Origin of the sequence: Pseudomonas sp. 3HC3, from assembly GCF_044904505.1 — a bacterium.
GTDB lineage: Bacteria > Pseudomonadota > Gammaproteobacteria > Pseudomonadales > Pseudomonadaceae > Aquipseudomonas > Aquipseudomonas putida_Y.
Genome location: NZ_JADDRH010000015.1, coordinates 97,078 through 120,025, shown reverse-complemented (window position 1 = coordinate 120,025; position 22,948 = coordinate 97,078). Strand labels below are relative to the sequence as shown.

The following is a 22,948-nucleotide window of genomic DNA, read 5'->3' as shown; positions in this document are numbered from 1 at the left end:
CAACTCATCGAACCCAATCGTGGATCTGCCACCTTTACTCGATACGGTGGCAGACCCAAGTCCTAAAGGCCGCTCAATGGGAATGCCGCGGCATCCCACCTTCACGGGCGATCACACGCATGTGCAGGGTGGCCGGTTCCAGGCAACCACCGGTGGACAACTGCCCGACCAATTGGCGGTAGAGCTCTTGCCACGGAGTCTGAGAGGCTGGAATGTTCGGCTTCCAGGCAGCGCGACGGCGCGCCACTTCGTTATCGTCTACCAGCAGGTCGACGCGACGCTGGTTGAGGTCGACACGCAGCAAGTCATTGGTCTGAAGCAGTGCCAGGCCGCCCCCGACCGCCGCTTCCGGCGACATGTTAAGAATCGACGGGCTGGCCGAGGTGCCGCTCTGGCGACCGTCGCCGAGGCACGGCAACGAGTCGATGCCCTTTTTGATCAGCGCCGCCGGTGGCGCCATGTTGACCACCTCAGCACTGCCCGGGTAACCCACGGTGCCGGCGCCACGGATCACCAGAATGCAACGCTCGTCGATGTCCAGTGCTGGGTCGTCGATGCGGGCGTGGTAGTCCTCGGGGCCCTCGAACACGATGGCCCGCGCCTCAAAGCTGTTTTCCTTGCCTGGCTCGGACAGATAGGTCTTGCGGAAGGCTTCGCCGACTACCGACATCTTCATGATTGCGCTGTCGAAAAAATTGCCGCTGAGGACGATGAAACCAGCGCTGTGCTTGAGCGGCTCGTCGAACGGCAGGATCACGTCGCGGTTGCTGGTGACGGTGTCGCTGACCACCTCGCCGATGGTCTTGCCGCTTACCGTAGCGCAGGCTTCATGCAGGCGACCGGCCTTGCGCAGCTCGTGCATTACCGCCGGTACGCCGCCGGCACGGTGGAAACCTTCACCCAGGTACTTGCCCGCCGGCATGCAGTTGACCAGCAGCGGCACGTCTTCACCGATGCGCTGCCAGTCGTCGAGTGACAACTCGATGCCCATGTGCCGGGCAATGGCGATCAAGTGGGGCGGGCAATTGCTTGAGGCGCCAAGGGCCGAGGCTACTGCGATGGCGTTCTCGAATGCTTCGCGGGTCATGATCGATGAGGGGCGTACGTCTTGCATTACCAGTTCGCAAATGCGTCTGCCGGTGACGTAGGCCATTTGCCCGCGTTCCCGATAGGGCGCGGGGATGCTGGCGCAACCGGGCAGCGACATGCCCAGGGCTTCGGCCAGGGCGTTCATCGACAGCGCCGTGCCCATGGTGTTGCAGTGGCCTACCGACGGTGACGCGGCGGTGGTCATTTCCATGAAACCTTCGTAGTCGATTTCACCGGCAGCCATCAGATTGCGCGCATGCCACAGCACCGTGCCCGAGCCGATCAGTTGGCCCTTGTGATGGCCGTCTAGCATTGGTCCGCCGGACAGCACAATGGCCGGCAGGTCGGTGGTGGCGGCGGCCATCAGGCAGGCTGGAGTGGTCTTGTCGCAGCCGGTGGTCAACACCACACCATCCAGCGGGTAGCCGTGGAGGATCTCCACCAGCCCCAGGTACGCCAGGTTGCGGTCGAGCGCGGCGGTTGGCCGACGACTCTGTTCGGCGATCGGGTGCACCGGAAACTCCATCGGAATGCCGCCCGCATCACGGATACCGGCCTTGACCCGCTGAGCCAGTTCCAGGTGATGGCGGTTGCATGGCGTCAAGTCGCTTCCGGTCTGGGCGATGCCGATGATCGGCCGCCCCGATTGCAGTTCAGCGCGGGTCAGGCCGTAGTTCATGTAACGCTCCACGTACAGCGCGGTCATGTCGGCGTGGCTCGGGTCGTCGAACCATTGCTGACTGCGTAGCGAGCGTTTTGGGGTATCGGTCATATCGATCTCTCTTGTATTTTTTGGCCACTGGTTAGCGTTGCGGCACACCGACGCCTAAATGGCTGTGTTGGGATGAAGCCGCACTTCCCACTGCGTCGTCCAGTGCCGTCAGGTCGCGGCCACGGGTTTCGATGGACAGCCAGGTGCCGATCAAGGTCAGCCCAGTCAGCGCCAGGGTGTATAGCGCCAGCACCCAGTAGGCACCACCGGCCAGACCGACCAGGAATATGCCCAGGAGCGGTGCCACGCCGCCGGACAGCATCGCGCCGATTTCTCGGGACAGAGCCACGCCGGAGTAGCGGTAGCGGTTGCCGAACAGTTCGGTGAAATGCGCACACTGTGCCCCGAGCATGCTATTTGCAGCCAGGGCGAAGCCACCTATCACCGCGATGTACACCAATGTCGAATTGCCGCTGTCGATCATCCACCACGAGGGGAATGCCCATAACGCGCCGAACAAGGCGCCGCCACGGTACACCGCCAGGCGTCCGATACGATCGGACAGAGCGCCGAACAATGGGGTGGTGAATACGCTGAGGATACTGGCGACGAGCACCGCATTGGTACCAATGGTGGCCAGGTTGGCACCTTCCTCGCTGAGATGGCTGCTGGCGAAACCGGTAAGGAAGGCGATGGATACAGTGGCATAGAGGGTCGAGCAGCCCGTTTCGGCCATGCGCATCAACGTAGTCGCTGCCAGTGGCCGACGTGCATTGCGCAACACGGCGCGCATCGGCGATTCGATCACTTGCTGGTTCTGGCTGAGCTGCTGGAACACCGGGCTTTCCTTGAGTTTGAGGCGGATCCAGATGGCCATGAATATCAGCACTACGCTGGCCAGGAAGGGGATCCGCCAGCCCCAGTCGAGCAATTCTTCCTGTGTCAGCGAGCTCTGCATCACGCGGAAAGTGATAGTGGCAAGGGCCAGGCCGCTGAATACCCCAATGAAGGGCAGGGCGGCATAGAACCCTCGTCGCTCCCGCGGAGCCAGTTCGGCCATGAGTGTCGCCGCGCCGGTCTGTTCGGCACCCGCACCAAAACCTTGCAGCAGGCGCAGCAGTACCAGTAGCACAGCACCCGTGGCGCCAGTCGGTAGCAGGCCGATCAGGGTAGTAGCGGTACCCATCAGAGCAATGGTCAGCAACAAGACCAGCTTGCGCCCTTTGCGGTCACCCAATGAGCCAAAGAAAAGTCCGCCGAACGGTCGCGCCAAGAATCCTGCACCATAGGTGGCGAAACTGGCGAGCAAGGCGCCTGTGGTGCCGAGGGTGGGGAAGAATATATGGCCGAAGACCAGCGCCGCGGCTAGCCCATAAATGGCGAAATCGTAGTACTCCAGAGCACTGCCGATTGCGCCGGTATAGATCGCCCGGCGCAGCTGACGCGGGTCGGGCACGGCGTCCTTGGCTTGGGTTTGCATGTCTTGCCTCGCTTTTTTGTTGTTATGGGCCCGGCGGAAATCCTGAGTGTTGCTACTTCAGGAGTCCTCGAGCGGCTAGGTTGTGCATCATCGCGCCGAGACCGAAGGTCCAAGGGCGAGCTTGGTCGCTTGTCGTGACTTGGTTATGCAGTTGGCCCAGAAACGGGCTGGCAATGCGCACGTGGTCGCCGGGTTTGTGCGTGAAGCCGGCACCCGGCTGGTCGCGGTCCTCGGTGGGGGCGAAAAGCGTGCCGAGAAACAGCATGAAGCCGTCTGGGTACTGATGATTTTCGTTGAGGCTCTGCCGCACCAGATCTTCGGGGTCGCGGCTGATCTGGTCCATCGAACTGCTGCCAAGCAGGCGGTAGCCATCGCGACCCTGGACTTCCAGATCGACCACGCAGCGGCGCACAGTGTCCAAGTCGAAGGTCTCATCGAACAGGCGAATGAACGGGCCGACGGCGCAAGAGGCGTTATTGTCCTTGGCCTTGCTCAGCAGCAGTGCGCTGCGGCCCTCGAAGTCGCGCAGGTTGACGTCGTTGCCCAAGGTCGCGCCATGAATCCGGCCGCGGCTGTCGACCGCCAGCACCACCTCCGGTTCGGGGTTGTTCCATGCCGATTTCGGGTGCACGCCGATTGCGCTGCCGCTGCCGACAGCTGCCAGCACAGGAGCTTTGGTAAAGATTTCCGCATCCGGACCGATCCCGACTTCCAGGTATTGGGACCACATTCCCTTTTCCAGCAGCAGTGCTTTCAACGCCATTGCCTGTTGAGAGCCTGGCCGCACCGAACGCAAGTTGTCACCGATCACCGTGCGTACTGTGGCACGCACCGCTTCGGCTTTGCAGGCGTCGCCGCCGGCTTGCTCCTCGATCACCCGTTCGATCATGCTGGCGGCGAATGTCACGCCTGCGGCTTTGATGACTTGCAGGTCGACTGGCGCGAGCAGATAGGGCTTGCTGGCATCGAAGGCGGCACCGCTGTTGCTCAGCAGCGCCTCGACGCTACCCAGAAATTGGCCCGGCGTGCTGCGTACTACCTGTAGCGGATCTTCATGCTCAAGCAACTGACTGAGGGTGGCGAAGCGTTCGGAGAGGTCGAACACACCGTCATTACGCAACACTATCGGCGAGGGGCCGCCGGGTTCACCGGGCGTCCAGGCGCGGCCGACAAGGGTGCCGGCCAGGTTGTCCTCGGGAAGAGTATTAGCGGAAGTGAGCGTTATCGGCATGGCATCTAGGTCTCCTGGATCTGAAAGCTGAACGCTAGGGCAAACCGTGCGATAAACTCCAATGGCATCTTTTCACTATTCGATAACATGTGGTTATTGCCCCAAGGTGGATTCATGTCGGACCTATCTTTTTCTCACGTCTGCAACTGGCTTAAATTCCGCCACCTTCTGCTCATCGACACACTCGGTCGCACACACAACATGCATCTGGCAGCTCAGCAGATGAACCTCAGCCAGCCGGCGATCAGCAAGATGCTCAAGGAGATCGAGAACCTGCTCGGCTTCGCCCTGTTCGAGCGTCTGCCACGCAGCATGCCGCCCACCGCCCTGGGCGAGCAGGTGGTGCGCTATGCCCAGGTCGCACTCAATGATGCGCGCACCTTCGTCGACCAGATCGACAGCCTGCGCCAAGGCGGCCACGGGCATCTGAAGATTGGCGGCATCTTTGCCGCCACCGCCGTGGCGCTGCCGGAAGCCATCGTCGAGATCAAGCAGCGCAAGCCGTTGCTATCGATTGAGGTGGTGGAGCAGACCAGCGACCATCTCATGGCGATGCTGGAGGACAAGAACCTGCACCTGGCGGTAGCACGATTCACCGATGTGGCGCAGCACCAGCGCTTCGACTTCCAGCCGCTGGCGCCGGAGCCGTTCTGCTTCGTGGTCAACGACCAGCATCCTTTGAGCGATGCCGGGCCGGTGACCCTGCCTCAGTTGCTCGAGTGGCCGTGGATCCTCTACCCGAAGGGCACGCCAATTCGTGGTCGCATGGAACGCGCGTTCGCCGAGGCCGGGGTCGCGGTACCGCGCAACACCATCGACACCATTTCAATGCAGACCTTCCTCAAGGTGCTGTTGGGCGGCCCGATGATCGGCATGCTGCCCCAGGCGATGGTCGAGCCACACCTTGCCAGCGGGGTACTCATCAACCTCGATACGCCGCTGCACCTGGATCCCCAGGATTACGGCATCTTGACCCGCAAAGGCGAGCCCTTGACCGGCGCGGCGTTGGAGTTTGCCGAGATACTGCTGGCCAACGCACGAAGGGTGCAGTCGGACTGATAACAAGCGGTTATCAAATGATCCCCAAAAGCCATTGGGCAAGAATCGCAGAGCCGCATAGATTAGTGCCCACTGTCTTACGCGACGCGAAGGGACCCTTCATGACTTCATTTGCAGGCCAACAATTCATCGGCGGTAGCCGCCGTGCTACCGGGACTGCTTCATTGCATAGCGTGGATGCGCACACCGGGCAGGCGCTAGCTGGTGCGTTTTTCCAGGCTACCGAGCAAGAAGTGGATGCGGCTGCTCTAGCCGCTGCCGCTGCCTATCCGATCTACCGGGCGTTGCCCGCTCTGCGCCGGTCCGAATTCCTCGATGCCATTGCCGATGCGCTGGATGCGCTGGGCGATGACTTCATTGATACCGTATGTAGCGAGACCGCCTTGCCAGCAGCAAGAATCTTGGGCGAGCGGGCGCGGACCAGCAGTCAGTTGCGGCTGTTTGCCTCGGTGTTGCGCCGAGGTGATTTCGCCGGTGCGCGTATCGACCGCGCACAGCCCCAGCGCACCCCGCAGCCACGGCTGGATATCCGCCAGTGCCGCATGGGCCTGGGGCCGGTGGCGGTATTTGGCGCCAGTAACTTCCCTCTGGCGTTTTCCACCGCCGGTGGCGATACCGCCGCAGCCCTGGCTGCAGGCTGCCCAGTGGTGTTCAAGGCCCACAGCGGCCACATGGGGACTGCGCAATGGGTGGCCGAGGCGATTGTAGGGGCCGCCGAGCGTTGTGGCATGCCTGCCGGCGTGTTCAACATGATTTTCGGCGGTGGCGTGGGTGAGGCCTTGGTCAAACACCCTGCCATTCAGGCGGTTGGCTTCACCGGCTCGCTCCAGGGCGGCCGTGCCCTTTGCGACATGGCCGCGGCGCGGCCACAACCGATCCCGGTTTTCGCCGAAATGAGCAGTATCAACCCGGTGCTGGTATTGCCCGGCGCGCTGGCGGTTCGCGCCGAGGCCGTGGCCTGCGAGCTGGTCGCCTCGGTGGTGCTTGGCTGTGGGCAGTTCTGCACCAATCCCGGTTTGGTACTGGGCGTGCGCTCTCCCGAATTCAGCACCTTTGTCGAACACATGCGTGCGCAGGTAGCCGACCAGTCACCGCAAACCATGCTTAACAAAGGCACCTTGGCCAGCTATGCCCACGGTGTGGCCACCCTCAAGGCACTGCCCGGCATTCGCCATCTGGCGGGTGCCGAACAGCAGGGCAACCAGGCCTGGCCGCAACTGTTCGCGGCGGATGCGCGGTTGCTGCTCGAGGGTGAGCCGTTACTGCAAGAAGAAGTCTTTGGCCCGGCCACGGTGGTGGTAGAACTGGCCGACCAGGCCCAGTTGCTTGCTGCACTGCATGCACTGGGTGGGCAACTGACCGCCACGCTGATCGGCGAGCAGAGCGATCTGGCCGCTGCCGCGCCACTGGTAGCGGTACTGGAGCAGAAGGCCGGTCGGATCCTCGTCAACGGCTACCCGACCGGTGTCGAGGTCTGCGACGCCATGGTGCACGGCGGCCCGTACCCAGCCACTTCTGACAGCCGTGGCACCTCAGTCGGCACACTGTCGATCGACCGCTTCCTGCGCCCGGTGTGCTATCAGAACTTCCCAGATGCGCTGTTGCCCGAAGCCCTGCGCGACGCCAATCCACTAGGGCTGCTGCGGCTGGTCGATGGTCAGCCCAGCCGCGAAGCGATTCGCTGACAGGTACTACCATCGGGCACTCGTGCCCGATGCTCTCTAAATAACAACAATCAGGCGTGCACGACATGCCAAGAGGTTAGTTATGGCTCATCAAGTTGTAGACCCCATGCACGATAAGGCTTTCGAAGATCGCACCTATCGCAAGGTAATCATACGAATCCTGCCTGTCCTGTTGCTGTGTTACATGGCGGCCTATCTCGACCGGGTGAACATCGGCTTCGCAAAACTGAGCATGCTGGAGGATCTGCAGTTCAGTAATACGGTCTACGCCTTGGGCGCGAGCGTTTTCTTCTGGGGCTACTTTCTGTTTGAAGTCCCAAGCAACTTGTTGCTGCATCGATACGGCGCGCGGTTCTGGATCGCCCGCATCATGCTGAGCTGGGCCATCATCTCCATGGCTGTCGCATTTACCCAGCCACTTGCCGCGTTCTTCCATGTCGAGTCCAGTACCATGTTTTACGTGCTGCGCTTCCTGCTCGGTATCTGTGAGGCAGGCTTCTTTCCGGGAGTGATTCTTTACCTCAACTACTGGTTCCCGACCCATCGGCAAAGCCGGGTGATGTCTGGTTTCCTGATGGCAATGCCTGTCAGCCTGACGCTGGGCGGCATTTTGTCTGGCTGGCTCATGACCAGCATGGATGGCTGGCATGGTATGGCCGGTTGGCAGTGGATGCTGCTGGTCGAGGGTGTACCGTCGGTGATCATGGCGGCGATCGTTTATTGCTGCTTGTGCGACAACATCGACAGGGCGGCTTGGTTGTCCCAGCAGGAAAAGGAACTGCTCAAAGCCAACTTGAAGCAAGAGGAGCACGGCAAGGTTTCACGCCTCAAAGATGTCTTCTTCAGCCCACGTGTTTGGCTGCTCGTATTCATCTTGCTCACGTTCAACACAGGTTTTTATGGCCTGGCCTTCTGGATGCCGTCGATCATCAAGAGCGCGGGAGTGACCAGCACCCTGGAAATCGGCTTGCTGACCGCCATCCCCTATGGCGTTGCGGTGATCGCCATGTTCCTCAACGCGCGCCACTCCAACCGCACTGGTGAACGTCGGCTGCATGCCGCGATCCCGGCGTTCATCGGTGGCTGCGGGTTGATCCTGAGTGCTGTTTTCGCACACAACGTTGTCCTTTCAATCGTGTTCCTGACCGTGGCGGCATCCGGGGTGCTCAGCCTGATGCCTATCTTCTGGACGTTGCCGGGCACGGTGCTCTCAGGTGTCGCAGCTGCGGCAGGCATAGGCATGATCAACGCGTTCGGCAACCTGTCTGGTTTCACCGGTTCGATGATTACAGCAGTGGCGGAGAACCTCACCGGCGACATCAACAACGGCACTTATGTCTTGGGCCTGTGCCTGTTCATCAGTGGAGCATTGATCATGGCGATCCCTGCCGCGATGTTGAAGCGACCCGACTCGCAGCCCCGCGAGCAGTTGAACCTGGAGGCAGCATGAACATCAATCACGGAGCAAGCCCGCGCCAGGCCCTGCTGATGCTGGCGCCGTTGCTCGACGAGCACGAAAGTCAGCTCGCCAGGCAGTTCGACTTGGTACGTGCTTTTGATTCGCATGCCCTGGAGGCTGTTCTAGCCGACCGGCCGGAACGTTTCCGTGCGGTGGTGACCAACGGAGTAGTAGGGGCGACAACCCCAGTCATGCGCGCACTGGTCAACCTGTCATTGATCGCTGTCAACGGTGTGGGCGTTGATTGCATTGATCTGGACCAGGCGAAAGCCCGCGGCATTCGGGTCGAGACGACGGTCGATATCCTCACGGATGCCGTGGCGGACCAAGCAGTAGCTTTGCTCTTGAGCTTGCTGCGCCAGGTTTGCGTGGCTGACCGCTTCGTTCGGGCGGGCCTGTGGCGCGAGGCCGCATTCCCATTGCTAGGCACCACGTTGCGAGGGCTGCGCGTCGGCATCATAGGTCTCGGCCGTATCGGCCAAGCGATTGCCAGTCGCCTACTGCCGTTCGGAGTCAAGCTGGCGTATCACAATCGCAATGAGCTGCAGGGCTGCAGTTACACCTATTACCCCGACGCTAGCAGCCTGGCCGCGGACAGCGACATTCTTATCCTCGCTGCCGCAGGAGGAAGTGCGACGTCACGCCTGGTCAATGCGCCAGTGCTGGAAGCGCTTGGCGCGAAAGGGGTGATTGTAAACGTGGCGCGGGGAAGCGTGATCGACGAAGTGGAACTGGTTGCTCGCTTGCAGGATGGGCGACTTGCAGGGGCGGCCTTGGACGTGTTCGTAAATGAACCGCAAGTGCCCACCAGCTTGTTTGACCTGGATAACGTAGTGCTTCAGCCGCACATAGGCAGCGCTACTCTGCAGGCTAGGAAGGCTATGGGGGACTACGTCGTTACTGCGATTTGTCGAAGTACACTTTGAAGGAAAGGCAATACGGCAAGCTTGGGCCATTGAACATGACTGCTTGTTCAAATCGATGTCCAGTTTGGGTCGTATAGCGACGGTCATACCTCGACCGTCGCTATACATTTTGAGCCCTCTGTTTGCTCCGCCATCTCCAATGCGTCATCGACTTCAACCCTCGCTATGGAGCCGTCTCAGCAGCTACCAGACACATTGAAGACTTGAGCGAGCCCTTGATGGTAAGTCGTGACTTTGAAATCGGGAAAACGCTGCTTGTACTTCGAAGAGTCGAACAGGTTGTCGTGCTCGTACCGTGGCAGCAGCTCCCGCAGCTCACGAACTTGCTTGGATATCAGGCCTACAGCTGTCAGGGTCAATTTGCCTAGAATTTTATAAGTAGCGTCCTTACCAGAGGTCTGAGAAGCCAGCGTGACAAGTTGTTTGTAGGTCAGCCGCTCATCGTCACAGGGCAGGTGCCAGGTTTGCCCGAACGCATCTGGCGTGTTCCCCAGCGCTGCCAGTGCCCGGCTTGCATCCGGCGTCCAGATGAGTGTTCGCTGAGTATCGTCTCGCACAGGGACGCGTGGCGTCTTGCCGGCCTTCATGTTGTCGAGGACCAGGGTATTGGTGATGCTCTGCGTTTTGCCGGGCCCATAGAACTCTGGAGCTCGCCCTATGACCACTGGAATGTCGCCTCGCGCCATCTCCTGCAACACCATCGATGCCATTCGCGCACGAACCTGCCCTTTACGACCGACCGGTTCGAAGGGCGTGTTCTCCGTCAGCAGACGATCATCCTGCGGGTACATATACGTGTTGTCGAAATAGACGAAGCTGGCATCGGATGCGCGAGCCGCATCAAGCGCGTTTCGCAGCATCACTGGAAACTGCGTTTCCCAAAGCTGTGTATCTGGCGGGAGTCCGGCCGTGAAATAAACGATGCTGCTACCCTTTACGGCCTTGGCCGCCTGGCTGGCGTCTAGCAGGTCCGCCGCAATCAGCGTGTCAGAGTCGCTGACTTTGCGCGGATTACGGCTGACCAGCCTGATATCTTCGGTAAATGTCCGGTTCAGTTCCCGTGCCAGCTCTATGGCGATCTGGCCAGTTGCGCCTAAAACGGTTTGCATTTGGTCTCCTGGAAACCTCGGTAGAAGGTTTCTCTCTACTAACTGCGATGATGATGGCCCGTTTACGTATGCCGGGCGCGACGCTGTGGCTGCCGCCCTTGGGCGCGGTACAGCAAAGTCCATGTAGCCCAGGTACTTACCTTAGGCTTAAAGTAAACTTTAAGGTCAAGTCCTTATCGTAAGAGTAGGCGCGGGATGGCGGGTTGGGCCGATTTGATCAGGCCCACGATTGGAGATCCGTAATGGAAGTTGGCTCTCGGGTGTCCGGGGGGTTAAAGTGAGCTTTAAGGTCAGAACTTCTGTGAAGGTGTGGTATGAGGATTGGAGCGCTTGCGAAAATCACGGGTCTTGCCGCTTCGCGCATTCGTTTCTACGAGGCAAGTGGGCTGATTCAATCAGTTGAGCGAAAGGCCAATGGCTACCGCGACTATTCAGATGATGCCGTCTGGATACTGGAGATGATCACCAGCGCACAGGCAGCAGGGTTTACCCTGGAAGAAATCCGGCACCTGTTGCCGATGAGTTCGCAAGGTTGGCGTCATGACGAGCTACTTTCCGGGTTGAAGCGCAAGGTCGAGGAGATCGAGGTGCTGCAGCAACGCTTGGCTCGCAACAAGGAGCAGTTGCTGATGGTGATCGACGGCATTGAAAGCAAGCCAGACGGCATGCCGTGCGTAGACAACACCCAGCGGGTGCTTGGCCGTCTGCGTGAAGACATCGCTTTGAACAAGGTGGGCGCTTCACCTGCCAAGTGAAGCATGCCAGCGTCTGATGCGGAGCAGGGCGCCGGCCCAGGGGCCGGCGCTGATAGAGCGTTCAGTTACCGCTATTCAATGCTGCCAGCGCCTTTGGAGCATAGAGGGCGCTCTGGAATTCGGGCACGTATTCGTATTTCACCATCTTGCCCAACTTCAAAGAACGGATGTAGGTCGACAGGCTACCGTCGCCGAGCACCAGGTGAGCCGAGTCAGCGCTCATGCTCGATCCATGACGGGTCTGCCGAGACGTCGCATAGCCATAACTCAGCTGTCCAGCGTGATCGAGGTTGGTGAAGCTGTTAGTCACCAAGCCGGCTTCACTGGATACGTCCTCGAGCTTTTTTGCCCTAAAGACGACGTCAATGTTGCCAGTCTGCGCGTCGACGATGTCATAGGACACGGTCGCGGCGTCCTCTCGGCGGTTGATCTCTGTCAGCCATTTCGGCAGGTTGTAGCCCACTACGCCACGGACACGGGCAAGCTCGGTATTCACCGGCAATTTGAGCACGTAGCCCCAGAAGTCCTTGGACATGGATTGTCCGATCAAGCTGAATGGCCCGAGATTGGACTTTCCTGGTTTGTTGGTGATGATCGACAAGGCAATTTCGTTGTAGCTGTCGTTGTCGCAATAATCGTAGGTGTAAGCCGTGAACGCTACCAGGCCGCGGCCTGGCCATACCTGCAGGGGTTGAACCTGCTTGAGTACTTCGGCAGGCATCAGCTCGCGCAGGCGATCGAGGTCTGCGGTGTAAACGGCTGTAAACCGGCTGTTCTTGTAGTAGAAGTTGGGCGAGTACGACTCGAAACCCATATCGACCTTGGTCTTTTCCAGGCCTTTGAACCAACTGAGGTCCATGCCTGGCGCTTCGGCCTGGATCACCGACAGGGGAGGGTTGGAGCGGTATCGGTCGTACAAACCGCCTTTGACGACGGGGACCTGGTGGCCTGCGATCTCTATCATCGCGGTTTCGGCATGTTTGGGGATGCCGGTCGTGTCCGCCAGGGTGGCGTTGGCGATGGGGGTCAGGAGTGCACCTGCCACTGCGGCGACGGTTCCGAGTTTCACTTTTCAGTCTCTCCGGTGAATTGCATCACGCATTGATGAATGCGACCAGGCATCTCGCTTGGCGCCGAACTAGGTGGACATTGCACACGCACCTTAACTTTAAACTTAACTTTAATGTCAAGGCGCCAAAGACCCGCTTTTCCAGCTACTGGGCGTGCTGTCAGGGGCGGGGCCGCAGGGTGAAGGCGAGGGCAAAATCAGCCAGTTTTCCGAATGGTGCCCGGAGCAGCTTTGGCAAGTTCCAGCGACCTTGGACGAACACGCCCTTGACATGGCTCATCGAGCGAAAACCCTCGATACCGTGGTAAGCCCCCATGCCACTGGGACCCACGCCCCCGAACGGCAGGTCGTCCACCGCGACGTGCATCAGGGTGTTGTTGATGCCGACGTTGCCGGAGGTGGTGCACCTGAGCAGCGCTTCGCTGTCGGCCCCCACATTGCCGAAGTAGTAGAGCGCCAGCGGACGTGGCCTGGCATTGATATAGCCAATAGCTTCGTCGAGGGAGCGGTAGGTACGCACGGGTAGCAAAGGCCCGAAGATTTCTTCGTGCATGACCCGTGCATCGTCACCAGCCCCCACGATCAGCACCGGAGCCAGTGTTCGCGGTCGCTCTGCTGCGCGCTCTGGCGTCACGCCAGTCTCGATCACCTTGGCGCCCCTGGTGCGGGCGTCTTCGACCAGCGACTGCAACCGCGTGTAGTGCCTGTCGCTGACGATGGAGGTGTAGTCCGGGCTGGTCGGGCCTTGCGGATAACCACGGGCGACAGCCGCACAGTACTGGGAGATGAATTCATCCAGGTCATCCTCATGGACCAGCGCGTAGTCCGGTGCCACACAGGTCTGGCCGGCGTTGGCCAGTTTGCCGAAGACGATGCTGTCGAGGGTGTTGCGTCCGGCATGCCCAGGGGCCACGACCACAGGGCTTTTGCCGCCCAGTTCAAGGGTCAGCGGCACAAGGTTGTCACTCGCCGCCCGCATCACCATCCGGCCAACCTGGGTACTGCCGGTGAACAACAGGTGGTCGAAGGGTAAAGCGCTGAAGCTTGCGCCTATCTCAGGGCCGCCGAGTATCACCGCCACCTCTTCGACGGTAAAACTGCCCGCCAGAATGCGCTGAATCAACTCACTGGTACGTGGCGTCAGTTCGGAGGGTTTGATCATCACCCGATTGCCAGCCGCCAGTGCGGTGGCCAGGGGGATGAAGGTCAACGCTATTGGGTAGTTCCATGGCGCCATGACGCCGATCACGCCTTTGGGCTGGTACTCCACATGCGCGCGGCCAGTGCGGTGAAACGCCGCGACATGACGACGCTCGGGTTTCATGAAGCGGCGTAGGTGCCGCAACAAGTAATCGATGGACTGGACCACGCCAAGCAGTTCCATGATGTCTGTCTCATGCCTTGAGCGGTTGCTGAAATCGGCGCTGATCGCTTCTTCCACGTCGCGGCGATGGGCAAGCACTGCCGCGCGCAACTTGATCAGGTTGGTTTTGCGTTGCTCAAAACCGGGTGGCCCGTCATTGAGAAACGCACGACGCTGCTGCTCCAGCGTGGTTGCGGCGTCGATAACCGGGATGGACGTTGCGGCGATAGTCATCTTGCACCTCTCAAGGTTATTGCAATGTAGACACTGTAAACTTGATTTCCGCCGATCATAGGAAGACAATGTTTTCACTGTCAACATGAGGGGAGCAGCCGTATGTCAGCCGATGAAATTTGCGAAGCAAAGCCCTACCACCATGGCGATTTGCGCCGCACCATCATCGACACTGCTTTGGCGACCCTGAAAGAACAGCAAGGCTGGCAATTCACCTTGCGCGAAATAGCCCGGCGAGCCCAGGTGAGCCACTCGGCGCCATATCGGCATTTTCCGGACAAGGGGGCGCTGCTCCACGAGTTGGCGCTACTGGGCTTCGAGCGATTGAATGCGGCGATGCAAGACTCGATGGGGCCAGCGATGTCAGCACCAGAGCGCTTGCGGGCGATGGCTTACGCCTACCTGGCGTTTGGCGAGGAAAATCCGGATTTGTACCGGTTGATGTTTTCGACACAGGCGGGAGACCCCGCGCAGATCCATGTTGACCCCCGAGCCCAGGCACCGTTCTACCTGGTGATCGAGGTGCTGGAGCGTGGTCAGGAGGAGGGTACGATCCGCGCCCGTTCTGCCTTGGGACAGGCCACCGCAAGCTGGGCGCACCTTCACGGGTTGACCCTGCTTTCGATCGATAGCCGGTTGGTGCCGGCGAAGGTCGGCGACCATGCCATTGAGGATGCCTTGACGACCTTGCTTGACGGGTTGGTCAGTGATCAGACGGCTCGATGACCTGCGACTCTACAGAGAACTGCTCGCCCGTATGAAGGCGATGCTTGGCCCAACCACCTAGGATCAGGTACTCAGGCATGACCAAACGCATCCTGCACGTCGTTACCAACGTTGCCCATTACAGCGACCCAAGTCATCCCACGGGGTTGTGGTTGAGTGAGCTGACGCATGCCTGGCATGTGTTCGCTGGCAGAGGTTACGAACAGCACTTGGTGAGCCCGCAGGGTGGAAAATCCCCACTCGAGCCGCGTTCGCTCAAGTGGCCATTGCTCGATGGCACGGCCAAAGCCTGGTTGAACGACCCGGCGGCAATGGCACGTCTTGCCAACACCTCAAGTCCGCAAGCGTTAGTGTCATCAAACTTCGACGCCATCTATTTTACCGGTGGCCATGCGGTGATGTGGGACTTCCCTGAGGACGAGGGTTTGCAGCGACTGACCCGCGAGATCTACGAGCGTGGTGGCGTTGTCTCTTCGGTTTGCCATGGCTATTGCGGGTTGCTCAATACTCGGCTGTCTGATGGTCGTCTCCTGGTAGAGGGGCGTCGTCTGACGGGCTATGCCTGGATCGAAGAAGTGCTGGCGGGCGTGGCGAGCAAGGTCCCATACAATGCCGAGCAAGAAATGAAGCGTCGTGGGGCGCGCTACGAGAAAGCACTCTTGCCATTCACTTCCAATGTGGTCGTCGATGGCCGCTTGGTGACAGGCCAGAACCCACAATCTGCCAAAGCAACTGCCGAACAGGTAGTGGCACTGCTCCAGCGGAAGGCTGCGTGAGATCCCTCGCTTAACGAGAGGAGCGACGTCTTCGCCATAGAGTGGTACGGCTGACACTTCGGTGATTCGGCACAGGCCGTTGTAGGAGCGGGTTCACCCGCGAAAGGGCCAGGCCTGCCGGCAATTTCCACCAGCCGTTCACTGTTGCCGCCGCCACCCTATTCGCGGGTAAACCTGCGCCTGCAGGCGACCGCGCACGCCTTATCCGCCGCGAGCCCGGGGTGAACCTGACCGGCAACAGTGCCAGTGGCGCACGCGGAAACAACCGCCAGATCGACCTGCGCGGCATGGGCCCGGAAAACACGCTGATCCTCATCGACGGCAAGCCATCCAGCGCGCGCAACGCCGTGCGCTATGGCTCCGGCGCCATGGGCGGGGTGGTCAACATCATCACCAAGCGCCCTTCCGAAGAGCTGAAAGGCAGCATCAGCCTGTACACGCAGCTGCCCAAAGACAGCGCAGAAGGCGCCAGCCGCCGAGCCAACTTCAACCTCAGTGGCGGCCTGACCGATAACCTTGGTTTCCGCCTGTACGGCTGCCTGGCCAAGACTGATGCCGACGATCTGGACATCAACGCCGGGCATGCCACCAGCGCCCTGGCAGCGGGGCGGGAAGGGGTGCGCATCAAGGACATCAACGGCCTGCTGAGCTGGAAACTGAACGACGAGCACCGCCTGGAAGCCAGTGCCGGCTACAGCCGTCAGGGCAACATTTTTGCCGGTGACACCATGAACAGCAACGGCGGCGGCGACGTCGACTCCGTCTCCAGCCTCTACGGCCACGAAACCAACGTGATGCAGCGCAGTACTTACGACCTGACCCACCTCGGTGATTTCACCTGGGGTACCAGCAAGACCACGCCGGCCTACGAGTACGTGCGCAACTGGCGCCTGAACGAGGGCCTGGCAGGCCGCACCGAAGGTGCCCCCAACGACGAAGGTAGGGCCATGTCACGTTTGCGCAGCACACGTCTGAGCAGTGAAGTGAATCTGCCGTTCGCCATGGGCAGCACAGAACATGTGCTTACCGTGGGCGGCGAGTACCTGTATGAAGCCCTCAACGACCAAGGTTCGTTGCGCCCGCAAAGCTCCGCCCCCAGCATCAGTGACGGCATTGTCGGCTTCGATCGCAGCCGCGTGACGCAGTGGGACAACGCCGGCAAAGCGCGGGTGGAAGGTGTCGAAGGCAACTTCTTCATCGAGGTGACTCCGACCCTGGACTGGAACACCAACCTGACCTGGATGCTCGACAACGATAATCGCGAAACGGGCGAGCCGCTGTCGGTGATCCCGGAATACACCGTCAACACCAGCCTCGACTGGCGCGCCACCGAACAATTGTCATTCCAGCTGGCAGGTACTTACTTCGGCAAGCAGAAATCACCGACCTACAACTACCGCACCCAGCAGGACTACGACAAGACCGCCCAGCAGGACGTCGAGGCCTATGGCCTGGTGGACGTGAGCGCCGGGTACAGGTTCAACGCCAACTACGATGTGCGTGTAGGTGTGAACAACGTGTTCGACAAGCAGATCCTGCGTGGCGGCAATGCCAGCAGCTCGGGGGCAAACACGTATAACCAGCCGGGCAGGGCGTTGTTTGCTGCGCTGAACATCAACTTCTGATCCGAGCGGCTGCTGTGCGGCCCATGCGCGGGCAAGTCGGGTCGACGACATTGTTGCAGCCAAAAGCCTCGCATCGTGCTAAACCATGCGCCCCAGCCCGCTGCGAGAAATGCCTGGTGAAAGCCATCCGCCTGACCCTGATCTGCCATGCCCTGACCCAGGCCCAGAAGAGCGGGCGCCTGCACCATTCTGACGATGGCATCCTGCCGCTAGAGCAAGAGTCAGGCGCCGACCGTTCAGGTGCGCAGTTGCTGAGTGCGCCAGAGCGGCGGGCCTGCGAGACGGCGGCGTGGTTAACGGGGGCGGTACAGATCGAGCCGGGGTTGGCCGATTGTGACCTCGGGCGTTGGCAGGGTTTGTCGCTGAAGCAGCTGCAAGCCGAGCAACCGCAGGCGTTGGCAGAATGGCTGCAGGATCCGGCCAGTGCCGTGCATGGTGGCGAGTCGTTCGCTGCGCTATGCCAGCGCCTGGCCGCCTGGCTGGCGGCCTTCGACAGGCCGGGTGACTGGCTGGCGGTGACCCACCCGATGGTCATCCGCGCCATGCTGGTTCAGGTGCTAGGGTGTCCGATGAGTGCCGGGCAGCGTATCGACGTGCTGCCGTTGTCACGCCTGGAACTGAGCTTTACCGGGCAGTGGCGGTTGCGCCTGGGCTAAGGCTCAGAACGCCAGCTTGTAACCGATCAGCAGCAGCATCGCTGCCAGGCAAGGGCGCAGCACGCGGTCGGAAATTCGCCCGGTGAGGTGGCTACCCAGATAGATGCCCGGCAGCGAGCCCAGCAGCAGATAGCCCAGCAGCGACCAATCCATGTTGCCCATGCCCGCGTGGCCCAGGCCTGCTACCAAGGTCAGTGGTACGGCGTGGGCAATTTCGGTACCGACCAGGCGACGGGTGACCAGGAACGGGTACAGCAGGAACAGCGCCACCGTACCCAGGGCGCCAGCACCGATGGAGGTGAGGGTGACCATTACTCCAAGCACCACGCCGGTCAGCACTGTGAGGGTGTTCAGGCTGCGGTTGCTGAGGTGGTAGTGATCACCGGCATGGCGGCTGGCGAAGGCCTGCAGGCGAGATTTGAACAGGATGGCCAGCGCGGTCAGGATCAGCACCACTGCCAGGCCTTGCTTGATGATGGCGTTGAGCGCCGAGGTGTCGGTGTGCAGGGTGCTGAGGAACCACAGGGTCAGCGCCGCTGCGGGCACGCTGCCCATGCTGAGCAGGCCGGTGATCTTCCAGTCGATGTTCTTGTTGCGCGCGTGCACCCAGACGCCACTGGCCTTGGTGATCGCTGCATACAGCAGGTCGGTGCCGACAGCAGTCGCCGGGTGGATGCCAAACCACAACAGGATCGGGGTCATCAGCGAGCCGCCACCGACGCCGGTCATACCGACGATGAAGCCCACGACCAGGCCAGCAATGGTGAAACCGAAAGAACCTACATCCATACGCTACTCGACTGCCCAACTTTGCCCGTTATCGGATGCCAGTCAGCATATAGATTTTTTTATAGCCAAATAGACTTGTTCGTTATTAGGTTATAACCGCGCTTGCCTTGGCAGGTGCGCCCGATCAACGATCGGTCATCACTACCATGACATGGGCATCACCACCGTCATCGCTTTCCGACAGGTAGATGTGCCCCACCTGGCTGTCGAAATACGCCGTCTCCTGCGGCCCGATACTCACCGCTTCTCCGGTCTCGAACTCGATGCGCACGCGCCCACTCAGCACCAGAGCGAATTCTTGCCCTGGGTGGCGGATAAAGTCGTCGAACTGGCCGCGCTCACGGGCAATGATGCGGGCATAGGCCGGTGTCATGCATCGTCCGGGGAAGTCCCCGGCAATCGGATAATAGTCGTAGGTGCCGGTCGAATAGCCCGCCGCTGCGGGCAGTGAATCGACCACCACGGTCACCGGCACCGGCGCACTGACCGTACCGCTGGCGCGAAACAGCTGGGCAATATCGACATTCAGCGCCCGCGCAGCAGCGGCGAGTTTTTCATAGCTGACCGACACCTGCGCCAGTTCCATCTTCGACAACGTGGACAGCGGCACGCCACTGGCTTCGGACAATTGCTTGAGGGTCATCTGGCGCGCCTTGCGCACCTGGCGCAGGCGCTGGCCGACGACGGCACGGTCAAGCTGGGGTAGAGCTGCGGGCATTCAGGGATCTCGGCATGCGGCGGTGGTCGGGCATCTTACCTTGGACACTTGCGCATTTCTAAATTCTCATATATTAGAATTCTCATAAATGATAATTGGCTGGCAGGAGCGTGCATGACCCCGACCTACGACACCCTGATCATCGGTGCTGGCATTGCCGGCGCCTCGCTGGGCTATCGCCTGGCCGGCCGGCAGCGTGTGCTGTTGCTCGAGCGTGAATCGCAGCCTGGCTACCATTCCACCGGGCGTTCGGCGGCCATGTTCATGGAGGCTTACGGCACTCCGCAGATCCAGGCACTGACTCGCGCCAGCCGGGCCTTCTACGAAGCGCCACCGCAGGGCTTCTGCGAGCACCCGCTGCTGGAGCCGCGAGGCTGTCTGTATGTGGCCGGCCTGGAGCAGCGTGAACTGCTTGAGCAAACTTACGCGCAGAACCTGGCCAATGGCACAGAGGTCAGCCTGCTTGACCGGGACGCGGCCTTGGCACTGGTACCCAGCTTGCGTGGCGAAGCCCTGGCCGGCGCGGTGCTTGAGCCGGGTGCGATGGACCTTGATGTACATGCCTTGCACCAAGGCTTCTTGCGTGGTTATCGCACTGCTGGCGGTGAACTGCGCTGTAACGCCGAGCTGATCAAGGCCTGGTACCTGGACGGCGTGTGGCAGGTGGAGTTGGCGGATGGCAGCCGGCTGCAGGCCCGCCGCCTGGTCAATGCTGCAGGGGCCTGGGCGGACCGTGTGGCCGAGCAGTGCGGGGTGGCGCGTATCGGCTTGCAACCGTGCCGCCGTAGCGCCTTCACCTTCCCCGGCCCGGCAGAACAAAACTTTGCCCGCTGGCCAGCGGTGATCGGCGTCGATGAAAGCTTCTACTTCAAGCCCGATGCCGGCCAACTGTTGGGGTCGCCAGCCAATGCCGACCCGGTTGAGCCACAGGATGCCGCGCCCGAGGAGTTCGACGTGGCCTTGGGTATTTACAACATTGAAACCATGACCACTTTGGCGATCCGCCGCCCCAGCCACACCTGGGCCGGGCTGCGTTCGTTCGTTGCCGATGGCGACCTGGTGATCGGTTTCGATGCGCATGCCCCCGCGTTTTTCTGGCTGGCGGCCCAGGGAGGCTATGGCATCCAGTCGGCAGCGGGCGCCTCGCGCCTGGCCGCCGACCTGCTGCTGGGCCAGCCCTTGTGTCCCGACCTTGTCAGCCAGGGAGTGGCGCCCGAGCGCCTGTCCCCGGCCCGTTTCCAGCAACCCTGAAAGGAGCATCCCATGAGCAATGACATTCAGCGTTTCCCCAGTAGCCTGCCGTTCCCGTTTTCCCGCGCGGTAAAGGCCGGTGGCTTTCTGTTCCTCTCCGGGCAGGTGCCGATGAGCACCGACGGCGAAGTGGTGCGCGGTGATATCCAGACCCAGACCCGTGCTGCCTGCGAGCGCATCGCCGAAAGCCTGGCGGCCTGTGGTGCGCGTTTCGACCAGGTGGTGAAGGTCACGGTCTGGCTGTCGGACATGCGCCATTTCGCCGGCTTCAACGAGGTGTACAAGGCGTTCTTCGGCGCGGCGCTACCGGTGCGCTCCACCGTGGCTTCGGCGTTGGCCCTGGGCGTGGATGTGGAGATCGAAGTGCAGGCGTTCGTCGGCGACGCCTGACCGGGCAAAGAGCCCGTGTAGAGGCGACCGTGTGTCGTGATGGGCTGCAAGGCCGCCCCTGCGACAGGTATGCGACGGCAATGAAAAAACAACAATAAATCCAGAGGTTCACATGCAAGAGCAGCTGAAGATTGCCGGCGCATTTGTCGGCGTGATCGTGGGGGCGGGGTTCGCTTCAGGGCGGGAACTGTTGTTGTTCTTTGTCGATTTCGGCGTGTGGGGGTTGGCTGGCGCGTTGGTCAGCGCCGCCTTGTTCACCTTCCTCGGCATGGCGTTGGCGGGGCTGGGCAATCGCCAGCAGGCCACCTCGCACAAGGATGTGATCCTGGCCATCTGCGGCCGTCACCTGGGCATGTTCGTCGACTGGTTGATCACCTTTTTCATGTTCGCCGTCACCGTGGTCATGCTGGCCGGCGGTGGTGCATTGCTGGAGCAGCAGTTCGGCATCCCGGCCCTGACTGGCAGCGTGCTGGTGACGCTGGTGGTGGTCGGCATCGTGTGCCTGGACGTGCGCAGGATGATTCTTGCAATCGGCGCGATCACCCCCTTGCTGATCCTGGTGGCTTCGGCGATAGCGCTGTATGCCGTGATCACCCGCGAGCAGAGCTTTGCTGCGCTCGATCAGGTGGCCAGCCAGCAACAGGCCGGCACCCGTCATTGGTTGCTGGGTGCGTTCCTGTATGTGTCGTATAACATCGTGGCGGGCGCGCCGATCCTGGCCATCCTGGGCGGTTCGGCCAAGGGCGAGAAAGCGGCGGTGTGGGGAGGCCTGCTCGGCGGTGCGGCACTAGGCGGCCTGATGCTGGTGATGAGTGCCGGGCTGTTGTCGCGCCTGGACAGTGTGGCCGACCAGCCGATGCCGATGCTGTCGATTGCCAACGAAGTGTCACCACTGCTGGGGCTGGTGATGTGCCTGATCATCTTCGGCATGATCGTCAACACCGCGGTGGGCACGCTGTTTTCCTTCCTCTCGCGGCTGTTACCTGCGGGCACGACGACGTTCCGCTGGGGCTCGGTGGTGACCGGGGTGGTGGCGTTCGGCTGTAGCCTGGTGGGGTTCATCAGCCTGGTGGGCGAAGTGTACCCGTTGTTTGGCTACCTGGGCTTTGTGCTGATGGCGGCGGTGCTGCTGGCCTGGGTACGGCGGGGCAAGGCTGCGAAGGCGGTGGCTGCATAAGGGGCCGGTACAGGCGACAACAGGCATAGGCCGTTGCCGCCTGAACCCGGCGTTTAAATCCTGAAGCTGCCCACCAACTGCTTCAAACGCCCGGCCTGCTGGGCCAACTGGTCGCAATGGCGCAGGGTCTCGTTGAGGTTCTCCACCCCCTGCTGGTTCAGGGCGTTGATCTGGGTGATGTCCAGGTTGAGGCTCTCGACCACGGCGGTCTGTTCTTCGGTCGCTGTCGCCACCGACTGGTTCATGCCATCGATTTCGCCAATGCGCTGGGTCACGCTGGCCAGGCGTTCGCCGGCCTGGTTGGCCACCTGCACGGTCTGCTCGCTGGAGACCTGGCTGGTGTTCATGGTATGCACCGCTTCGCGCGAGCCTACCTGCAGGCTGGTGATCATGCGGTGGATTTCTTCCGCCGACTCCTGGGTACGGTGCGCCAGGTTACGCACCTCGTCGGCTACCACGGCAAAGCCACGGCCGGCTTCACCCGCACGGGCCGCTTCAATGGCCGCGTTCAGTGCCAGCAGGTTGGTCTGCTGAGAAATGCCCTTGATCACGTCGAGGATCTTGCCGATTTCGTCGGTGCTGGCGTTGAGCGTTTCGATCTGCGCGCACGACTCGCTGATCCGTTGCGACAGGGCAGTCATGGCGCTGATGGCTTCTTCAACCACTTCA

The 22,948-nt window shown here is 61.1% G+C and carries 19 protein-coding genes and 2 pseudogenes; 12 read left to right on the top strand and 9 right to left on the bottom strand.

The window, feature by feature from the left end; translation table 11 throughout:
* Positions 1-73: 73 nt before the first annotated feature.
* The 3 genes from INQ47_RS19025 to INQ47_RS19015 are packed head-to-tail and all read right to left on the bottom strand — an operon-like array spanning position 74 to position 4,512.
* On the bottom strand, positions 74-1,861 hold the full coding sequence (locus INQ47_RS19025) for an IlvD/Edd family dehydratase (RefSeq protein WP_103469250.1): 1,788 nt from the start codon (positions 1,859-1,861) through the stop codon (positions 74-76).
* A gap of 31 nt (positions 1,862-1,892) precedes the next feature.
* Positions 1,893-3,281 carry an MFS transporter gene (locus INQ47_RS19020; RefSeq protein ID WP_252458497.1) on the bottom strand — a complete coding sequence of 463 codons (1,389 nt, stop codon included), beginning with the start codon at positions 3,279-3,281 and terminating at the stop codon, positions 1,893-1,895.
* A gap of 52 nt (positions 3,282-3,333) precedes the next feature.
* Complete coding sequence (locus INQ47_RS19015) at positions 3,334-4,512, bottom strand: fumarylacetoacetate hydrolase family protein (protein ID WP_404702325.1); 1,179 nt, start codon at positions 4,510-4,512, stop codon at positions 3,334-3,336.
* Between the two features lie 114 nt (positions 4,513-4,626).
* Here INQ47_RS19015 and INQ47_RS19010 point away from each other — a divergent pair, with 114 nt between their 5' ends.
* From INQ47_RS19010 to INQ47_RS18995, 4 genes are all read left to right on the top strand, one after another.
* The gene (locus tag INQ47_RS19010; RefSeq protein WP_404702324.1) at positions 4,627-5,571 is read left to right on the top strand and encodes a LysR family transcriptional regulator; all 945 of its coding nucleotides are present in this window, start codon (positions 4,627-4,629) and stop codon (positions 5,569-5,571) included.
* A 101-nt stretch (positions 5,572-5,672) separates the two neighbouring features.
* On the top strand, positions 5,673-7,256 hold the full coding sequence (locus INQ47_RS19005) for an aldehyde dehydrogenase (NADP(+)) (protein WP_404702323.1): 1,584 nt from the start codon (positions 5,673-5,675) through the stop codon (positions 7,254-7,256).
* 82 nt (positions 7,257-7,338) lie between these two features.
* Positions 7,339-8,706, top strand: coding sequence for an MFS transporter (locus INQ47_RS19000; RefSeq protein ID WP_404702322.1), 1,368 nt, complete (start codon positions 7,339-7,341; stop codon positions 8,704-8,706).
* Positions 8,703-9,641 (top strand): 2-hydroxyacid dehydrogenase, encoded by a 939-nt coding sequence (locus INQ47_RS18995; protein WP_252458501.1) that lies wholly within the window; start codon positions 8,703-8,705, stop codon positions 9,639-9,641. The genes INQ47_RS19000 and INQ47_RS18995 overlap by 4 nt, the downstream gene beginning before the upstream one ends.
* Before the next feature lie 176 nt (positions 9,642-9,817).
* On the opposite strand, the gene INQ47_RS18990 is transcribed toward INQ47_RS18995, so the two are convergent.
* Positions 9,818-10,750: an NAD-dependent epimerase/dehydratase family protein gene (locus INQ47_RS18990; protein WP_404702321.1), complete on the bottom strand. Its 933-nt coding sequence runs from the start codon at positions 10,748-10,750 to the stop codon at positions 9,818-9,820.
* A gap of 314 nt (positions 10,751-11,064) precedes the next feature.
* Between INQ47_RS18990 and INQ47_RS18985 the strand changes: the two genes are divergently transcribed.
* The gene (locus INQ47_RS18985) at positions 11,065-11,505 is read left to right on the top strand and encodes a MerR family transcriptional regulator (protein ID WP_021785530.1); all 441 of its coding nucleotides are present in this window, start codon (positions 11,065-11,067) and stop codon (positions 11,503-11,505) included.
* Between the two features lie 61 nt (positions 11,506-11,566).
* On the opposite strand, the gene INQ47_RS18980 is transcribed toward INQ47_RS18985, so the two are convergent.
* Together INQ47_RS18980 and INQ47_RS18975 are read right to left on the bottom strand one after the other, a co-directional pair.
* On the bottom strand, positions 11,567-12,469 hold the full coding sequence (locus INQ47_RS18980; RefSeq protein ID WP_404702335.1) for an acetoacetate decarboxylase (ADC): 903 nt from the start codon (positions 12,467-12,469) through the stop codon (positions 11,567-11,569).
* A gap of 265 nt (positions 12,470-12,734) precedes the next feature.
* Entirely contained in the window at positions 12,735-14,171 is a 1,437-nt protein-coding gene (locus INQ47_RS18975) for a coniferyl aldehyde dehydrogenase (protein WP_404702320.1), read from the bottom strand.
* Between the two features lie 102 nt (positions 14,172-14,273).
* On the opposite strand from INQ47_RS18975, the gene INQ47_RS18970 reads away from it, so the two are divergent.
* The 4 genes and pseudogenes from INQ47_RS18970 (at position 14,274) to INQ47_RS18955 (ending at position 17,954) form a co-directional block, all read left to right on the top strand.
* A complete protein-coding gene (locus tag INQ47_RS18970; protein WP_392520937.1) occupies positions 14,274-14,897 on the top strand; it encodes a TetR/AcrR family transcriptional regulator in 624 nt (207 codons plus the stop codon).
* A gap of 77 nt (positions 14,898-14,974) precedes the next feature.
* Positions 14,975-15,673, top strand: a complete 699-nt coding sequence (locus tag INQ47_RS18965; protein WP_404702319.1) for a type 1 glutamine amidotransferase domain-containing protein — start codon at positions 14,975-14,977, stop codon at positions 15,671-15,673.
* 179 nt (positions 15,674-15,852) lie between these two features.
* Positions 15,853-17,298: pseudogene (locus INQ47_RS18960) on the top strand (TonB-dependent receptor domain-containing protein); the annotation flags it as partial.
* 116 nt (positions 17,299-17,414) lie between these two features.
* Positions 17,415-17,954: a histidine phosphatase family protein gene (locus INQ47_RS18955; protein WP_404702318.1), complete on the top strand. Its 540-nt coding sequence runs from the start codon at positions 17,415-17,417 to the stop codon at positions 17,952-17,954.
* 3 nt (positions 17,955-17,957) lie between these two features.
* Here the strand turns inward: INQ47_RS18955 and INQ47_RS18950 are convergent, their stop codons facing one another.
* Both INQ47_RS18950 and INQ47_RS18945 read right to left on the bottom strand, forming a co-directional pair.
* Positions 17,958-18,743 carry a sulfite exporter TauE/SafE family protein gene (locus tag INQ47_RS18950; RefSeq protein WP_021785523.1) on the bottom strand — a complete coding sequence of 262 codons (786 nt, stop codon included), beginning with the start codon at positions 18,741-18,743 and terminating at the stop codon, positions 17,958-17,960.
* Between the two features lie 124 nt (positions 18,744-18,867).
* Positions 18,868-19,461 (bottom strand): helix-turn-helix domain-containing protein, encoded by a 594-nt coding sequence (locus INQ47_RS18945; protein WP_252458507.1) that lies wholly within the window; start codon positions 19,459-19,461, stop codon positions 18,868-18,870.
* Positions 19,462-19,575: 114 nt separating this feature from the next.
* Between INQ47_RS18945 and INQ47_RS18940 the strand changes: the two genes are divergently transcribed.
* The 3 genes from INQ47_RS18940 to INQ47_RS18930 all read left to right on the top strand — a co-directional run bounded on the left by INQ47_RS18940 (position 19,576) and on the right by INQ47_RS18930 (position 22,279).
* Complete coding sequence (locus INQ47_RS18940) at positions 19,576-20,712, top strand: NAD(P)/FAD-dependent oxidoreductase (RefSeq protein ID WP_404702317.1); 1,137 nt, start codon at positions 19,576-19,578, stop codon at positions 20,710-20,712.
* A 12-nt stretch (positions 20,713-20,724) separates the two neighbouring features.
* Positions 20,725-21,102, top strand: a complete 378-nt coding sequence (locus tag INQ47_RS18935; RefSeq protein ID WP_176683966.1) for a RidA family protein — start codon at positions 20,725-20,727, stop codon at positions 21,100-21,102.
* A gap of 112 nt (positions 21,103-21,214) precedes the next feature.
* Positions 21,215-22,279 carry a hypothetical protein gene (locus INQ47_RS18930; RefSeq protein WP_103444055.1) on the top strand — a complete coding sequence of 355 codons (1,065 nt, stop codon included), beginning with the start codon at positions 21,215-21,217 and terminating at the stop codon, positions 22,277-22,279.
* Between the two features lie 53 nt (positions 22,280-22,332).
* Here the strand turns inward: INQ47_RS18930 and mcpA are convergent.
* Positions 22,333-22,929: pseudogene (gene mcpA, locus INQ47_RS18925) on the bottom strand (methyl-accepting chemotaxis protein McpA); the annotation flags it as partial.
* Positions 22,930-22,948: the final 19 nt, after the last annotated feature.

Bases quoted from the DNA above. Each gene is read 5' to 3' on its own strand.
- INQ47_RS19025 (WP_103469250.1), bottom strand. From the start codon at position 1,861: ATGACCGATACCCCAAAACGCTCGCTACGCAGTCAGCAATGGTTCGAC.
- INQ47_RS19020 (WP_252458497.1), bottom strand. From the start codon at position 3,281: ATGCAAACCCAAGCCAAGGACGCCGTGCCCGACCCGCGTCAGCTGCGC.
- INQ47_RS19015 (WP_404702325.1), bottom strand. From the start codon at position 4,512: ATGCCGATAACGCTCACTTCCGCTAATACTCTTCCCGAGGACAACCTG.
- INQ47_RS19010 (WP_404702324.1), top strand. From the start codon at position 4,627: ATGTCGGACCTATCTTTTTCTCACGTCTGCAACTGGCTTAAATTCCGC.
- INQ47_RS19005 (WP_404702323.1), top strand. From the start codon at position 5,673: ATGACTTCATTTGCAGGCCAACAATTCATCGGCGGTAGCCGCCGTGCT.
- INQ47_RS19000 (WP_404702322.1), top strand. From the start codon at position 7,339: ATGGCTCATCAAGTTGTAGACCCCATGCACGATAAGGCTTTCGAAGAT.
- INQ47_RS18995 (WP_252458501.1), top strand. From the start codon at position 8,703: ATGAACATCAATCACGGAGCAAGCCCGCGCCAGGCCCTGCTGATGCTG.
- INQ47_RS18990 (WP_404702321.1), bottom strand. From the start codon at position 10,750: ATGCAAACCGTTTTAGGCGCAACTGGCCAGATCGCCATAGAGCTGGCA.
- INQ47_RS18985 (WP_021785530.1), top strand. From the start codon at position 11,065: ATGAGGATTGGAGCGCTTGCGAAAATCACGGGTCTTGCCGCTTCGCGC.
- INQ47_RS18980 (WP_404702335.1), bottom strand. From the start codon at position 12,469: ATGATAGAGATCGCAGGCCACCAGGTCCCCGTCGTCAAAGGCGGTTTG.
- INQ47_RS18975 (WP_404702320.1), bottom strand. From the start codon at position 14,171: ATGACTATCGCCGCAACGTCCATCCCGGTTATCGACGCCGCAACCACG.
- INQ47_RS18970 (WP_392520937.1), top strand. From the start codon at position 14,274: ATGTCAGCCGATGAAATTTGCGAAGCAAAGCCCTACCACCATGGCGAT.
- INQ47_RS18965 (WP_404702319.1), top strand. From the start codon at position 14,975: ATGACCAAACGCATCCTGCACGTCGTTACCAACGTTGCCCATTACAGC.
- INQ47_RS18950 (WP_021785523.1), bottom strand. From the start codon at position 18,743: ATGGATGTAGGTTCTTTCGGTTTCACCATTGCTGGCCTGGTCGTGGGC.
- INQ47_RS18945 (WP_252458507.1), bottom strand. From the start codon at position 19,461: ATGCCCGCAGCTCTACCCCAGCTTGACCGTGCCGTCGTCGGCCAGCGC.
- INQ47_RS18940 (WP_404702317.1), top strand. From the start codon at position 19,576: ATGACCCCGACCTACGACACCCTGATCATCGGTGCTGGCATTGCCGGC.
- INQ47_RS18935 (WP_176683966.1), top strand. From the start codon at position 20,725: ATGAGCAATGACATTCAGCGTTTCCCCAGTAGCCTGCCGTTCCCGTTT.
- INQ47_RS18930 (WP_103444055.1), top strand. From the start codon at position 21,215: ATGCAAGAGCAGCTGAAGATTGCCGGCGCATTTGTCGGCGTGATCGTG.